At 64.3% G+C, this 13667-nt stretch carries 13 protein-coding genes; 1 reads left to right on the top strand and 12 read right to left on the bottom strand.

The features are described from left to right. Positions 1-63 precede the first annotated feature (63 nt). The 8 genes from EB235_RS06980 to rsfS form a co-directional block, all read right to left on the bottom strand. Positions 64-1320, bottom strand: a complete 1257-nt coding sequence (locus EB235_RS06980; protein ID WP_027031684.1) for a D-amino acid dehydrogenase — start codon at positions 1318-1320, stop codon at positions 64-66. 101 nt (positions 1321-1421) lie between these two features. Continuing rightward, the gene (alr, locus tag EB235_RS06975; RefSeq protein WP_027031685.1) at positions 1422-2567 is read right to left on the bottom strand and encodes an alanine racemase; all 1146 of its coding nucleotides are present in this window, start codon (positions 2565-2567) and stop codon (positions 1422-1424) included. A gap of 67 nt (positions 2568-2634) precedes the next feature. Then, on the bottom strand, positions 2635-3150 hold the full coding sequence (locus EB235_RS06970) for an RNA pyrophosphohydrolase (RefSeq protein ID WP_027031686.1): 516 nt from the start codon (positions 3148-3150) through the stop codon (positions 2635-2637). Between the two features lie 156 nt (positions 3151-3306). After that, the gene (locus tag EB235_RS06965; RefSeq protein WP_027031687.1) at positions 3307-4488 is read right to left on the bottom strand and encodes a divergent polysaccharide deacetylase family protein; all 1182 of its coding nucleotides are present in this window, start codon (positions 4486-4488) and stop codon (positions 3307-3309) included. A 124-nt stretch (positions 4489-4612) separates the two neighbouring features. After that, on the bottom strand, positions 4613-5944 hold the full coding sequence (locus EB235_RS06960; protein WP_027031688.1) for a S41 family peptidase: 1332 nt from the start codon (positions 5942-5944) through the stop codon (positions 4613-4615). A gap of 1 nt (position 5945) precedes the next feature. Then, positions 5946-7292 (bottom strand): murein hydrolase activator EnvC family protein, encoded by a 1347-nt coding sequence (locus EB235_RS06955; protein WP_027031689.1) that lies wholly within the window; start codon positions 7290-7292, stop codon positions 5946-5948. Positions 7293-7498: 206 nt separating this feature from the next. Then, on the bottom strand, positions 7499-7981 hold the full coding sequence (gene rlmH, locus EB235_RS06950) for a 23S rRNA (pseudouridine(1915)-N(3))-methyltransferase RlmH (protein ID WP_027031690.1): 483 nt from the start codon (positions 7979-7981) through the stop codon (positions 7499-7501). A 72-nt stretch (positions 7982-8053) separates the two neighbouring features. Then, positions 8054-8431, bottom strand: a complete 378-nt coding sequence (gene rsfS, locus EB235_RS06945; protein ID WP_023777607.1) for a ribosome silencing factor — start codon at positions 8429-8431, stop codon at positions 8054-8056. 242 nt (positions 8432-8673) lie between these two features. Between rsfS and EB235_RS06940 the strand changes: the two genes are divergently transcribed. Then, positions 8674-9525 (top strand): mechanosensitive ion channel family protein, encoded by an 852-nt coding sequence (locus tag EB235_RS06940; protein ID WP_027031691.1) that lies wholly within the window; start codon positions 8674-8676, stop codon positions 9523-9525. On the opposite strand, the gene EB235_RS06935 is transcribed toward EB235_RS06940, so the two are convergent. From EB235_RS06935 to EB235_RS06920, 4 genes are all read right to left on the bottom strand, one after another. Then, positions 9526-10824: an MFS transporter gene (locus tag EB235_RS06935; RefSeq protein ID WP_027031692.1), complete on the bottom strand. Its 1299-nt coding sequence runs from the start codon at positions 10822-10824 to the stop codon at positions 9526-9528. It abuts the gene before it with no gap. A 111-nt stretch (positions 10825-10935) separates the two neighbouring features. Then, positions 10936-11706 carry a hypothetical protein gene (locus EB235_RS06930; protein WP_032925628.1) on the bottom strand — a complete coding sequence of 257 codons (771 nt, stop codon included), beginning with the start codon at positions 11704-11706 and terminating at the stop codon, positions 10936-10938. Positions 11707-11719: 13 nt separating this feature from the next. Then, positions 11720-12307, bottom strand: coding sequence for a nicotinate-nucleotide adenylyltransferase (locus EB235_RS06925; RefSeq protein ID WP_027031694.1), 588 nt, complete (start codon positions 12305-12307; stop codon positions 11720-11722). 72 nt (positions 12308-12379) lie between these two features. Further along, positions 12380-13666 (bottom strand): glutamate-5-semialdehyde dehydrogenase, encoded by a 1287-nt coding sequence (locus EB235_RS06920; protein WP_027031695.1) that lies wholly within the window; start codon positions 13664-13666, stop codon positions 12380-12382. Position 13667: the final 1 nt, after the last annotated feature.

Raw genomic sequence — 13667 nt, 5'->3', positions numbered from 1 at the left:
TCCCGGGAAAAGCGCGTAGCGCTTTCCCTTGGGAATCGCATCCACCCAAGAGAACGAAGCGGCTTATTTCAGGTAGCGCTCCTGCGCCAGGGCGCGCGCGTCGATATCGGGCACCTTGTTCGACATGATGTCGGCCAGCACCTTGGCCGAGCCGCAGGCCATGGTCCAGCCAAGCGTGCCGTGGCCTGTGTTGAGGAAGAGGTTGGAAAGCTCAGTGCGACCGATCAGCGGCGGCCCGTCCGGCGTCATCGGCCGCAGCCCGCACCAGAAGGTCGCCTCGCGCATGACGCCGGAGCCCGGAAAGAGATCGCCGACCGAATGTTCGAGCGTGCGCCGCCGCGATTCGTGCAGCCTGAGGTCGAAGCCGGAAATCTCGGCCGTGCCGCCGACGCGGATGCGGTCGCCCAGGCGGGTGATTGCCACCTTGTAGGTTTCGTCCATGACGGTCGACACCGGCGCCAGGGCGGCATCCTTGACCGGCACGGTGATCGAATAGCCCTTGACCGGATAGACCGGAATCGACCGTTTCATCCGGCGCATGAAGCCGGCCGAATAGCTGCCCAGCGCCATCACATAGGCTTCGGAGGCCTTGAAACCCTTGCTGGTGCTGAGATTGGCAACACGGTTACGACTGCGGGTGATGCGCCAGATCGTCGTGTCGTATTCGAACTTCACGCCACGTGCCACGCAGAGTTCGGCCAATTTGTCGGTGAACATCTTGCAGTCGCCGGTCTCGTCATGCGGCAGTCTCAGACCCCCGACGAACTTCTCGCGCACCCCGGCCAGCCCCGGCTCCGCCGCGATGCAGCCATCCTGGTCGAGGATCTCGTAAGGCACGCCATATTTCTTCAGCACCTCGACGTCGCCACCGGTGCCGTCGAGCTGCTTTTGCGTGCGAAACAGCTGCAGCGTGCCCTGGGTCCGCTCGTCATAGCTGATGCCGGTCGCCTCGCGCAGCGCCTTCAGCGTGTCGCGGCTGTACTCGGCCAGCGGCACCATGCGCGATTTGTTGATCGCATAGCGCTCGGCGGTGCAGTTGCGCAGCATCTTGACCAGCCACGTCCACATATGCGGATCGAAAGCCGGCCGCACCACCAGCGGGCCATGTTTCATCAACAGCCATTTGATCGCCTTCAGCGGAATGCCAGGCCCGGCCCAGGGCGAGGCATAGCCGGGCGAAATCTCGCCGGCATTGGCGAAGCTGGTTTCCAGCGCCGGGCCTTTCTGGCGGTCGAGCACAGTCACCTCGTGGCCGGCCTCGGCGAGATAGTAGGCCGTGGTCACCCCGATGACGCCACCGCCCAGCACCATGATCTTCATCGCGTCACGCTCCACGCCGCCGATATCGGCCACATCGTTCCATGTCTGCCGGATTTTGCCGCGCCCGCCAAGGGGCTAGCCCCAAGGGCTACTCCCAGGGGCTACTCATTCACGTAGCGCCGGTGAAAGCGAGAGCCGAGACTGGCCAGGATTTCATAGCCGATCGTGCCGGCATGGCCAGCGGCATCGTCGACGCTCTGCGAAGGGCCCAGCAACTCGACCAGATCGCCCTCGCGCAGCCTGCCGGGCGGCAGGGCGGAAATGTCGAGAATGATCGAATCCATCGACACGCGCCCGAGGAAAGGCAGACGCGCACCTTCGAACCAGGCCGCCGAAGCGGAGCGGCGCAGCCAGCCATCCGCATAACCGAACGAAATCGTCGCCAGGCTGAGCGGACCCTGCGCATGGTAGGTATGGCCGTAACCGATGCCGGCGCCTTTTTCGACGCTGCGCGTCTGCGCCACCTTGGCCTGCAGCCGCACGACGGGCAGCATCGGATTGGGCTCATTGGGCGTCGGGTTGATGCCATAGAGTGCGGCACCGGGGCGGGCGAGGTCGTAGTGGTAGGGTTTGCCAAGAAAGATGCCGGAGGAGTTGGCGAGTGAGGCAGGCGCCCGGGGCAGCATGGCGCGCAGCCGCCCAAACGCCAGCCGCTGCTGCTCATTGGCCGGATGGCGCGGCTCGTCGGCGCAGGCAAGGTGGCTCATCACATATCTGACGTCGATGCCGTCGAAAGCACCGGCATCCCCGGCCAGCGCCTCGACCTCCGCCGGCGCCATGCCGAGCCGCGACATGCCGCTATCGGCCTGGATGGCGGCGGGCAATGCGCGGCCGGCGCTGCGGGCCGCCTCGCGCCAGGCCTTCAATTGCCCGACGCTGTTGATGACCACGCAAAGCCCGGCCGCAACCGCTTCCGGCTCGGAACCAGGCGGCAGCCCGTTCAGCACGTAAATCTCGGGGCCGGCCCCGACCGCCCTGCGCAAATCGATGCCCTCGGCCAGCAGCGCGACGAAGAAGATGTCGCAGCCTTCGCTCGCCAGCAACGCCGCCACCTGTGCCGCGCCAAGGCCGTAGCCATTGGCCTTGACCACACCGGCGCAGCGCGCGCCCGCCAGCTTTGCCTTCAGCCGCCGGTAGTTCTCACGGATCGCGCCGAGATCGATGGTCAGGATCGCCCCGGCCGCCGCATCGCTGACCGGCCAACGGGTGACGGTGTTCGCAGCAGTCCGGTTGACGGCGTCGTTCATGGCGACCCTCGTTGCACCAGCCATCAATACGACCAGCGCACCGGCGCGGCAACCTCGGCCAGGGTCTCTATCGGGTCAGATAACTGAACGCCGCCACCACCTCTTCGTAGACCTTGCGCTTGAATGGCACGATCAGGTCGGGCAGATCTTGCATCGGCCGCCATGACCATTCGTCGAATTCGGCGGTGTGGCCGCCCGGCGGCGGGTTGATCTGGATCTCACTGGCATCGCCATGGAAGCGGAAGGCAAACCATTTCTGCGTCTGGCCGCGATATCGGCCCGTGAAGGCGATGCCGACGAGGTCGTCCGGCAGATCATAGTTGATCCAGTCCGGCGCTTCGGCGAGCAACGACACGCTGCGCATGCCGGTCTCCTCGTAGAGCTCCCGCTCGGCCGCCTGCAGCGGCTCCTCGCCCTTGTCGATGCCGCCTTGCGGCATCTGCCAGAGCTGCGTCGTGCCGGCGAATTCGCTATCGGGTTCGGCAATGCGATGCCCGACCCAGACCAGGCCCTCGGCGTTGAGGATCACCAGCCCGACACAGGGGCGATAAGGCAGCGTTTCACGATCGATCTTTTTGGCCATGAGTGATGGGGTCCAGCCGTTTTGAGAATTCGCTCCGGTGAGGCAGGTGGCGAGCGGTTTCGAGAACCGGAGCGGAGCGTACTTAAAGTACGTGAGCACCGGAAGCGCAGAAAACGTCGCCAGATGCCCGCCGGAGTAGAATTATCAAGACGGCTGTTAGCCTTTTTGCGGATCGATCGCCACCGCTGAAATCGGCACGATCTCGATGCCGCGCTTCTTGGCCTCGGCGATCCACGACGTCACGGTGTCGACCGTCAGGTCGAAGGCCGAGCCGATGCCGACGGCAGAGCCTTTGGCCCGCGCGGTGGCTTCGAGACTGTCCAGTTTCTTCAGGATGGCGCCGCGATCCTGCACCGCGTCGATCGCCATGTCGCCGGCGACGAAGGGCACACCGTCCTTCAGCGCCAGATCGGGTGCCAGGCTGCGCGCCGACGAGCCGTCGTCAATATAGGCGAGACCCCGTTTGCCGAGCTCGGCCATGAACGGCTCCATCGCCGCCGTGTCGGCGGAAAAGCGCGCGCCCATATAATTCATGACACCGGTATAGTTTGTCGTCCGCGACAGCGCCCAGTGCAGGTTTTTGATGTTCTCGTCGGCGCTCGCCGCCACGGTCAGCGTGTTGCGGCCGGGGTTGACGTTGGGATAGTCGAACGGTTCGAGCGGCACCTGCATGACAATCTCATGGCCGCCCTGCCTGGCGGCCTGCATCCAGCGGCCGATGCTGTTGCCTTGCGGCGCGAAGGCCAGCGTCACTTCCGGCGGCAACCTGGCGATGGCCGCCTGGGTACCGGTCTGCGACACGGCCAAGCCGCCGATGACGATCGCTACGCGCGCGCCGCGCGCGCCGGACCAGGGCCGCGCATAGACATCGAACGGCCGCCTTCCGTCGGCGGAGCGCATCGGCAAAGGTCCGGTGTCGCTGGCTTCGATCAGCGCCTTGTCGGGAAGATGCGCGATCTTCAGGTTCTGCCCGACAGCAGACGGATCGCGAATGACGATGGCCGCCTGCGGAGGACCATCGCCCTCCTCCTTCCGCACATGGATGATCTGTGGACCACCGGTCTTGGTTGGCGTTCCGACCTTTGGCCCCGCGACCGGAGCCAAAGCCGATGGCGCGGCAGCGGGCTCGGCCGCCGCAGTCACTTTCGGCGTCGAGACGGCGACCTCTTGCGGCTTGCGAAACGGCTTTTCCCTGAGCGCGATCGCCCCGGAAATGCCGACCACGGCCAGAATGACAACGGCCGTAGCGATCGCGCCGGTGCTCACCTTACGGGCAGCACGCGGCGCCCGGACGGTCTGTCCAAGCGGGCGCTCGATGTCCTTGCCGATATCAGCCAAGCCCTGTCCCCGGGGCGCACCCTGGCGCCGCATCTCGGGGCCTCGCCTGCCCCCGAATCAAACTGCCGGAACCTTTCGGTCCCGGCAGCATCGCATTGCTTCGTTCAGCCGGCCAGACTGGCCCTTACTGGTTGAGCACGGCCTTGTCCGGATTGGGCGGGAAGGCCGGATCGGTCTTCTGCCCGCGCAGCAGCTGCTCGGCGAAGATAAGCTGCAGATCGTCCTTCGGATCCGGCGGCACATAGGCTGCCGAGCCGGAGCCGGTCGAGCTCTCGTCGGCGCCCTTGATGTGGCCCTTGAGGTCCGACTCGCCGCGGGTCAAATCCCTGCCCTGCAGTTCCGGCGGCAGCGGCTGGTCGACCTTGATGTCGGGCGTGATGCCCTTGCCCTGGATCGACTTGCCCGACGGCGTGTAATAGAGCGCCGTCGTCAGCCGCAGCGCACCATTCTCGCCGAGCGGAATGATGGTCTGCACCGAACCCTTGCCGAAGGACTGCGTGCCGACCACCGTGACGCGGCGCAGATCCTGCAGCGCGCCGGCGACGATTTCGGACGCACTGGCCGAGCCGCCATTGACGAGCACGATGATCGGCTTGCCGTTGACGTCGTCGACCTGCTTCGGCTTGGCGTCGAAGCGGGTGACGTCCTTCGGATCGCGGCCACGCGTCGAGACGATCTCGCCGCGCTTGAGGAAGGCGTCGGATACGCTCACCGCCTGGTCGAGCAAGCCACCCGGATTGAGGCGCAGGTCGAGCACATAGCCCTTGAGCTTGTCGTCCGGCACCTGCTTCTTGATGGTGTCGATGGCATTCTCGAGGTCGTCATAGGTCTTTTCGGTGAAGGAGGTGATCTTCATGTAGCCGATGTCGTTCTCGACCCGGAACTTGACCGCCTTGACCTTGATGATGTCGCGCACCACCGTCAGCTCGATCGGCTTGTCGGCGCCCTGGCGCAGGATGGTGAGCTTGATCGGCGTGTTGACCAGGCCGCGCATCTTCTCGACCGCGTCGTTGAGCGTCAGGCCGCGAACCTCTTCACCGTCGATCTTGGCGATATAGTCGCCGGCCAGCACACCGGCCTTGGCCGCCGGAGTGTCGTCGATCGGCGTGATCACCTTGACCAGGTCGTTCTCCATGGTGACCTCGATGCCGAGGCCGCCGAACTCACCCTTGGTCTGGACGCGCATGTCCTGCGCCTGTTCGGCATTCATGTAGGAGGAGTGCGGGTCAAGCGAGGACAACATGCCGTTGATGGCGTTCTCGACCAGCGACTTGTCGTCGGGCGGCGTGACATACTGTGCCCGCACCCGCTCGAAGATGTCGCCGAAGATCGCCAGTTGCTTGTAGGTCTCCGACCCCGCAGCGTTCGCCGACGCGCCAGGAGCGCCATAGACAAGGCTCATGGCGGACGCGCCCATCAGCGCACCGGCAAACAGAAGCGACAGTTTCCGCATCATTTCACGTCCTTCCAGAAAAACGGTCCGCCCACCATGGGGCCGGATCGACGGGTTTTCCATCCTTGCGGAACTCGACATAGAGTTCCGGCGTGGCATTTCCATTCTTCGAAACCGAGGTGCTAGCCACCCGGGCCTCTCCCATCGCGCCGACCGGCTCTCCTGCGAGCACCGACTGGCCGGTCACGACACTGATTCTGCTCATCCCCGCCAAAACGACATGATAGCCGTCGCCAGCGTTGAGGATCAAGAGTTGACCATAAGAGCGAAACGGCCCCGCATAAAGCACATTCCCATCCGCCGGAGCGGTGACGATGGCTCCCGATTGTGTCGCAAGCATGTCTCCAAGCATCACCGCGCCGTTACCATCATCGGCGCCAAACCGGCGTTTGATTCGACCAGTGACCGGCAGTGCGATCTGCCCCTGCAGCGCTGAAAAGGGCGCTGTCGCGGTGAGCTGGTTGCCTTCGGGGACCGGCAGGGATGCCAGCGATGCCGTTGTGTCGCCATCCGTCTTGTCACCCCCGGCCGAGGCCGCCTTTGCGGCGTCCGCGGCCTTGCGGGTCTTGTCGGCCTGCGCTTCGAGCGACGCGATCAGATCCTTCAGGCTGGAGGCCTTGGCCGCCAGCTGCTCGGAACGCTGCTGTTCTGCCGCCATTTGCGCCTGCGTATCGGCCTCGAGCTTCTGCTTGGCTTCCAGCAGCATGCCGAGCCGCTTCTTTTCCGCTGTCTGTTCGCCGACCGCGTCCGTCAGCCGCGCCCGTTCGGCCTCGATCGAGGCCGTCACCCGGGTCTGTTCCTTGAGGTCGGCCAGAAGGCTATCGGTCTGCTGGCGCAATTCCGGCACCACGGCGCCGAGCAGGATGGCGCTGCGCACCGACGACAGCGCGTCCTCCGGCTTGACCAGGATCGCCGGCGGCGGGTTGAGCCCCATGCGCTGCAGCGCGCCCAGCACTTCGGCCAGCACGTCGCGGCGCGCCACAAGCGAGGCGCGAATCTTCTGTTGCTGGCCCTTCAGCCCCTCCAGCTTGGCGCCGATGTCCTCGATGTCCTGGCCAAGCTTCTGCTCGGTCATTGCCGACTGGATCAGCGCGGCGGTGATCGAGGCATGGTCCTTCTTGACCGCGGCGATATCGGCGGCAAGCTTAGCCAGCCGTTCCGACGACAGCGTTATTTCCTTGGAGACCTGTTCATATTCGGCGCGGCTCTGGTCCGGATCGGGCGCCATGTCGAGCGTGTTCTCGGCCCGCGTTGCATGGAACGACAAAAGGATCGCCGCGGCCGCGATGCCGCAGCGCGCGCGCCAGGAGCTACTTGGTGAGCCCGGTGTCGGTTTCCAGCCTTCAGACATTCGCCATCGACTCTATCCGCGGCATCGTTAACGAACCATCAACCATGTTTGAAGAGCCCGCCCCGAATGCATGTCGCCCAAAATGGTCCCCGGTTTTGGGAAAACGACATGCACAAAAACCAGAGATTTCGATCTTGCGCGGCATTGGGGCGGAAATCCGGGCAACAGGCAACGAATCACGGCTGGCGGCAACTGTAGCGGCAGGCTCACGCGCGATGATAGGGGTGGCCGGAGAGGATCGTCGCCACCCTGTAGAGTTGTTCGCCCAGCATCACCCGCACCAGCTGATGCGGCCAGGTCAGCGCGCCGAACGACAGCACCAGTTCGGCCTGGTCACGCAGCGACGGATCATGACCGTCCGCGCCGCCTATGGCAAGCACCAGGGCCTTGCGGCCGCCGTCGCGCAACTGCCCGATTCGATTGGCGAAATCCTGCGAGGAAAGGCTCTTGCCGCGCTCATCGAGCAGGATCAGCGCCGTGCCGGGCTGCAACTGCGCCTGCAGCCTGGAGCTCTCGTCACGCTGGCGCTCACCGGCGCTCTGCGCCCGGCCCTCGGCGATCTCGGTAATTCCGGCGAATTCGAGCCCGACCGCAGGCCCGCTCTTGGCGAAGCGCTCGAAATAGCGGTCGGCCAACTCCCGCTCGGGGCCGGCTTTCATCCGGCCCACGGCATGAACTGAAATCTTCATCCCGCCTCTATAAGCCGTTCGTGCATGTCACCCAAAGCTGAAATCCGATTTTGGGCAACGACACAAAGCAGCTTAGTGAAGGGTCTCTTCCTCGAGATCCGGCGCCTGCCACATCTTTTCGAGATTGTAGAATTCGCGGACTTCGGGGCGGAAGACATGGACGATGATATCGCCTGAATCGATCAGGACCCAGTCAGCACCGGACAGCCCCTCGACGCGCGCCGTGCCGAGACCGGCATCCTTGAGCGCCTTGAGGAGATGGTCGGCGACAGCCGAGACATGACGGTGCGATCGGCCCGACGCGACAACCATATAGTCGCCGAGGCTCGATTTCCCCTGAATGTCGATTGAGACAATATTTTCGGCCTTGGAGTCTTCCAGACTGGCAAGGACTGTCTTGATGGCACGGGACACGGCGTCGTCTACGCTGATCCTGGCCGGCGAAGGCATGATATCGGCCTTCTTCCGCAGTGCTGTTCTCAGTGTATTTCCTTTCGCAGCAAGAACAACCAAATCACCCCCAAAAGCAGGTGACACCTCTTAGATAGGCAGAGTTCCCTGACAGTTTCAAGACGGCACTCCGCGACGCTCGAACGTCTTGTTGGTCCTGTGGTTCCGGCGCAACCCCGAAAAGATCGGAACTCAGGCCGCCCGCATGGGTTATCGGCTCATCGACCAACCGGAATTGCTTCATGCCGATCGACCCGCAAAATGCCCTTCTCACCATCCAGGCCAGCCTCGCCCAGCTCAGCACGCTGATCGTTTCGTATTCCTTTTCGGCTATTGGTGCCGTCATCCTGCTGGTCGCCGGCTACATCGTCGCGGGACTTGCCGAGCGATCCATCTTCGCCGGTCTCGGTCACATCCACGGTTTCGACCAGACATTGCGGCATTTCTTCTCCAAGATCGTCCGCTACGCCATTCTGGTGCTGGTCGTCATCATGGTTCTTGGCCAGTTCGGCGTGCAGACGGCCTCGATCATCGCGGCGATCGGCGCCATTGGCCTCGCCATCGGCCTGGCGCTGCAAGGCACGCTGCAGAACATCGCCGCCGGCATCATGCTGCTGGCGCTGCGGCCGTTCCGCATCGGCGAATCCGTCGAGGTTGGCTCCATATCAGGCTCGATCGAGGAAATCGGCCTGTTCGCCACCAAGCTCAGGGCCGCCGACGGCATCTACATCCTGGCGCCCAATTCGACGCTGTGGAACCAGCCGGTGCGCAATTTCTCGCGCAACGGCGTGCGCCGCGCCGACATCAGCTTGAGCATCGGCTCGTGGAACGACATCGATGGCGCCCAGAAGACATTGCTTGCCATTGCCGGCGCTGAACGCCGAGTGAAGCGGGAGCCGGCACCGATCGCCTTCGTCGCGACATTGGGCGACAGCACCGTGTCGATCACCTTGCGCTACTGGACGTCATCAGCCGATTTCTTCGCCACCCAGACCGATCTCACCAAGCGCGCCAAGCAGGAGTTCGATAGCGAAGGCATATCGATCCCCCTGCCACCGCCGGAAGCACCGGCACCGGAAGTGCGTCGGCAATAATCAACCGCCCCCGCGCCGGGGTTCGTCATCCGGCGCATAGGCAAGTTCCACCGGCAGCGGCGCCTGTGCCGTCATCGGCGCGAAACTGCCAGTCTCTGTAGCCGGGACGGCTTGCGTGGTGAACACCCGCAACAACACAAACAGGCAGAAGACGCAGGCAATGACGATGGACACATAAATGAAGGCCTGTGTGCCGAAGACAGCCGACAGCGCCGTCACGATGCCCGGCACCACAAAGCCGGCCAGCGACCAGGCAAACAGCAGCGAACTGGACAGCGCCACCATGTCGTCCTTGCCGGCACGGTCGGCGGCGTGTGCGCTGGACAGCGAATAGATCGATTCCGAAGCGCCGTCCCACAGGACATAGATCACCAGCAGCGCCGGCAGCGCGCCGCCATCGAAGCCGAGCGCGAACATGCCGGCCACCGCAGCGAGCGCCGAGGCCCCGATCAGCACATAGCGGCGGTCGGTGCGGTCGGAAATCCAGCCGAACGGAAGCTGCAGGAGCAACGTACCGAGCGGCATCACCGAAAGCAGCAACGCCACATCGGCCTGGCTGTAGCCCTTGGCGGTGGCATGGATCGGCGCAAAGCCGGCAATCGACATCGACAGGCCACCGACCGCCAGCATGCCGGCAACGCCGACCGGCGAAATCCGCCAGGCACGGCGCAGCGCAACCGATGCCGCCTGTGGCGCCGGCGGCTGGGCAAGTCTGGTCAACCCGACCGGCAGGATCGATAGCGCCGTAAAGACGATGCCGATCAACGGCGCATCCGCGGTTTTGATATCGACCAGCGCCAACGTGGCGTAGCCAACACCAAGCCCGGCGACATAGGCGACGTAGAAAAAGGCCATCACCCGGCCACGTATGGCATTGGCGACGGCATCGTTGAGCCAACTCTGCGCAACGATGAACAGGCCGCATATGGCAAAGCCGTACAAGGCACGGGCAGCGATCCACAAAACCGGATGCGGTCCAGCACCGACGGCTGCATTGGCCAGCGCGATCAGCGCCGACAGCACCATGAAGGCACGGGCGTGGCCGACCCTGCGCACCAGTGGTCCGGTGAGGATACAGCCTGCGAGGCCGCCAGCCGAAAGGCCGGTTATGATGAGCCCGGCCCAGGTCGGATCGAAGCCTTCGACACCGAGCCTCACCGGGATATAGGCAAACATCAGCCCATTTCCGACGGCGATCAGCGCCATCGACACGATGACGCTGGCAATCGCAATCAGCGGCGTCGGCGTGTTGCCCGGTTCGCGGTCGACCTCGGTGCGGTTTTTCTCAGGGATTGGCATGCTGGTCAGGATTGCCCAGGAAATGGGCAAAGGAAGCGATAAAAGCGACATGACCGGGCGGCGCCCGGTTCCCGGACGGCCTGCCCCGTCCCCGGACCGGCTTGTCAGTCCCTACATCGCCAGTATTTCCCCCAGCGGCGATGTCGGCGGCACGTCCGCCAGCGGCAGCTTCCACAGCGAACCATGCCAGAGATGGATCGCCCGCGTTTGCGCGGTAACCAGATCGGCGATGGTCTTTTTCGGATCGAGCAGTGTGCCCCTGCCTTCGATGTTGGGATAGAAGACATCCATCGGCGAGGCTTGGTCGAGCAGGCGGTGCTTGCGCACCAGATAGGTCAGCAGCGGCGGCCCGATCGAGGCATGCGGCATGTCCTCGAAGCCCTTGAGCTTGCCAATCGCCCGCAAGGCACCGAAGCGCAGCCGCTTGCTCCATGAGTACCATTCGGGAAAACGCTTGGGGTGATCGACCGTCTCGACGAGATCGGAAAGGATCAGCGATCCGACTGGCAGGCTGAGCACCGCATTGTTGATGCGGGTCTGGCTTTCCCAGCCGAACATGTAGGGCCGGCGTTCCAGCGGACGCACGCAGAACATGTCGCAGTCGATATAGATCTCGGCCCCGGTGGCGAGCAGCTTGTAGCGGAAAATATCGGCGAACAGCGCATAACCGCCGTTCCTGTGCACGATGATGCGCTCGCGCGGCAGGATCTCGGCGGCATCTGCAAGTTCGACGCCAAGCGGCGCATCGCCCGGATCGTCATAGACGTGCAGCACCGTGCGATGGCCGATCCTGAGGAAGGATTTCAGACAGGCGACATGCATCGGCCCGAGCGGCCCGCCGATCCAGATTGCGTGGACTGCCGGCAGGCCCGGATCGGTCATGATGCCGACCCCCTCATGATTTCGCCATCCTACGGATCGCGCTCGACGACAGCGATGATCGCGGGCCGTGGATGAAGGTCCAGGCCGGCGCCTGCATGCGGGCAAGCAGCGGCGCGTCGCCTTCGTCGATGCGGGCATAGTCGAAGGTCTTGGCGACGACCGATGACAGGAAGGACAGCGTCGCGCCCGGCCGGTCGATGACCGCGATCGGGAAGGTCAGCACGATCTCGCGCCAGCGCTGCCAGCGGTGGAAATCGCGCAGACTATCCGCACCCATGATCCAGACGAAGTCGATGCCGGGATTGCGCGCCTTGACCAGCGCCAGCGTGTCGGCGGTGTAGCGCACATTGTGCGCGGCCTCGAAAGCAGTGACCTTGATCTTCGGGTTCTTGGCGATCTTCTCCGACAGCTGCAGCCGCTCTGCCAGCGGCGCCAGCTCGCGCGTGCTCTTCAGCGGGTTGCCCGGCGTCACCATCCACCACAGCTGGTCGAGCGCCAGGCGCCTGAGCGCGATCTCGGCGACCAGCGCATGGCCGGCATGCGGTGGATTGAAAGAACCGCCGAACAGGCCGACGGCCAGGCCTTTTTCCGCATGCGGCATCTTCAGGTAACGGGAGGGTACCGCCGGTTCGGAAGATGCCAGCATTGCCTCAGGCTCTAACGACGAAAAGCTTCAAGGCCTCACCTGTCCCGACCCGCGCACGCGGTACTTGAAGGAGGTCAGCTGCTCGACGCCGACCGGCCCGCGCGCATGCATCTTGCCGGTGGCGATGCCGATCTCGGCGCCCATGCCGAACTCGCCGCCATCGGCGAACTGCGTCGAGGCATTGTGCAGCAGGATCGCCGAATCGATCTCGTTGAAGAACCGTTCCACCGCTTGGCTGTCCTCGGCAATGATCGCCTCGGTATGATGCGAGGAGAAGGTCTCGATATGCTCGATCGCGCCACTGACGCCGTCGACCAGCTTCACCGCGATGATGGCGTCGAGATATTCCGTCACCCAGTCGGCATCATCAGCCGGCTTGGCATCGAAGAACAGCTTCAGCACTTCTTGATCGGCATGGATCTCGCAGCCGGCCGCGCGCAGTGCATCGAGGATCGGCACCAGATGGGTGGATGCCACGGCGCGGTCGACCAGCAGCGTCTCGGCCGCACCGCAGACGCCGGTGCGTCGCATCTTGGCGTTGACGGCGATCTTCACCGCCATGTCGAGATTGGCCGAACGGTCGATATAGAGATGGCAGATGCCTTCGAGATGGGCAAAGACCGGCACCCGCGCCTCGCTCTGCACCCGGCCGACAAGGCTTTTGCCGCCGCGCGGAATGATAACGTCCAACGTGCCGCCAAGCCCCTTGAGCATCTCACCGACAGCGGCGCGGTCGGTGGTCGGCACCAGCTGGATGGCGTCTTCCGGCAGACCGGCGGCCTTCAGGCCTTCGACCAGGCAGGCATGGATGGCGGACGACGAATTGAGCGAATCCGAGCCGCCGCGCAGGATCACCGGATTGCCGGCCTTGAGGCAGAGCGCGCCGGCATCCGCCGTCACATTCGGCCGGCTTTCATAGATGACACCGATGACGCCGAGCGGCGTGCGCACGCGCTCGATCTGCAAGCCGTTCGGCCGCTCCCACGCGGCGATCACATCGCCGACCGGATCCTTGAGTTCCGCGATTTCGCGGATGCCATCAGCCATGGCACGGATGCGCGCCGGATTGAGCTTCAGCCGGTCCATGAAGGATCCGGACAGGCCTGATTCCTGGCCATTCGAGACGTCTATGGCGTTGGCGTCGAGGATGGCCTGTGCCCGGGCGACGATCGCGTCTGCCATGGCACGGAGTGCGGTATTCTTGGCGGCGGTGGTGGCGACGGCCAACGGTCGGGCGGCAGCGCGAGCGCGGAGGCCAATATCGGCCATCAGCGCCACGGTGTCGTCCCCGGATTTTTCATGCAGCTTCAGCATG

The sequence above is a fragment of the Mesorhizobium loti R88b genome (genome assembly GCF_013170845.1).
Lineage (GTDB): Bacteria > Pseudomonadota > Alphaproteobacteria > Rhizobiales > Rhizobiaceae > Mesorhizobium > Mesorhizobium loti_B.
The sequence above is the reverse complement of the archived record's forward strand: the minus strand, read 5'-3'. Positions and strand labels throughout refer to the sequence as shown.

Excerpts from the sequence above, each read along its gene's own strand:
- EB235_RS06980 (WP_027031684.1), bottom strand. The coding sequence starts at position 1,320 with ATGAAGATCATGGTGCTGGGCGGTGGCGTCATCGGGGTGACCACGGCC.
- alr (WP_027031685.1), bottom strand. The coding sequence starts at position 2,567 with ATGAACGACGCCGTCAACCGGACTGCTGCGAACACCGTCACCCGTTGG.
- EB235_RS06970 (WP_027031686.1), bottom strand. The coding sequence starts at position 3,150 with ATGGCCAAAAAGATCGATCGTGAAACGCTGCCTTATCGCCCCTGTGTC.
- EB235_RS06960 (WP_027031688.1), bottom strand. The coding sequence starts at position 5,944 with ATGATGCGGAAACTGTCGCTTCTGTTTGCCGGTGCGCTGATGGGCGCG.
- EB235_RS06955 (WP_027031689.1), bottom strand. The coding sequence starts at position 7,292 with ATGTCTGAAGGCTGGAAACCGACACCGGGCTCACCAAGTAGCTCCTGG.
- rlmH (WP_027031690.1), bottom strand. The coding sequence starts at position 7,981 with ATGAAGATTTCAGTTCATGCCGTGGGCCGGATGAAAGCCGGCCCCGAG.
- rsfS (WP_023777607.1), bottom strand. The coding sequence starts at position 8,431 with ATGCCTTCGCCGGCCAGGATCAGCGTAGACGACGCCGTGTCCCGTGCC.
- EB235_RS06940 (WP_027031691.1), top strand. The coding sequence starts at position 8,674 with ATGCCGATCGACCCGCAAAATGCCCTTCTCACCATCCAGGCCAGCCTC.
- EB235_RS06935 (WP_027031692.1), bottom strand. The coding sequence starts at position 10,824 with ATGCCAATCCCTGAGAAAAACCGCACCGAGGTCGACCGCGAACCGGGC.
- EB235_RS06930 (WP_032925628.1), bottom strand. The coding sequence starts at position 11,706 with ATGACCGATCCGGGCCTGCCGGCAGTCCACGCAATCTGGATCGGCGGG.
- EB235_RS06925 (WP_027031694.1), bottom strand. The coding sequence starts at position 12,307 with ATGCCGCATGCGGAAAAAGGCCTGGCCGTCGGCCTGTTCGGCGGTTCT.
- EB235_RS06920 (WP_027031695.1), bottom strand. The coding sequence starts at position 13,666 with ATGCTGAAGCTGCATGAAAAATCCGGGGACGACACCGTGGCGCTGATG.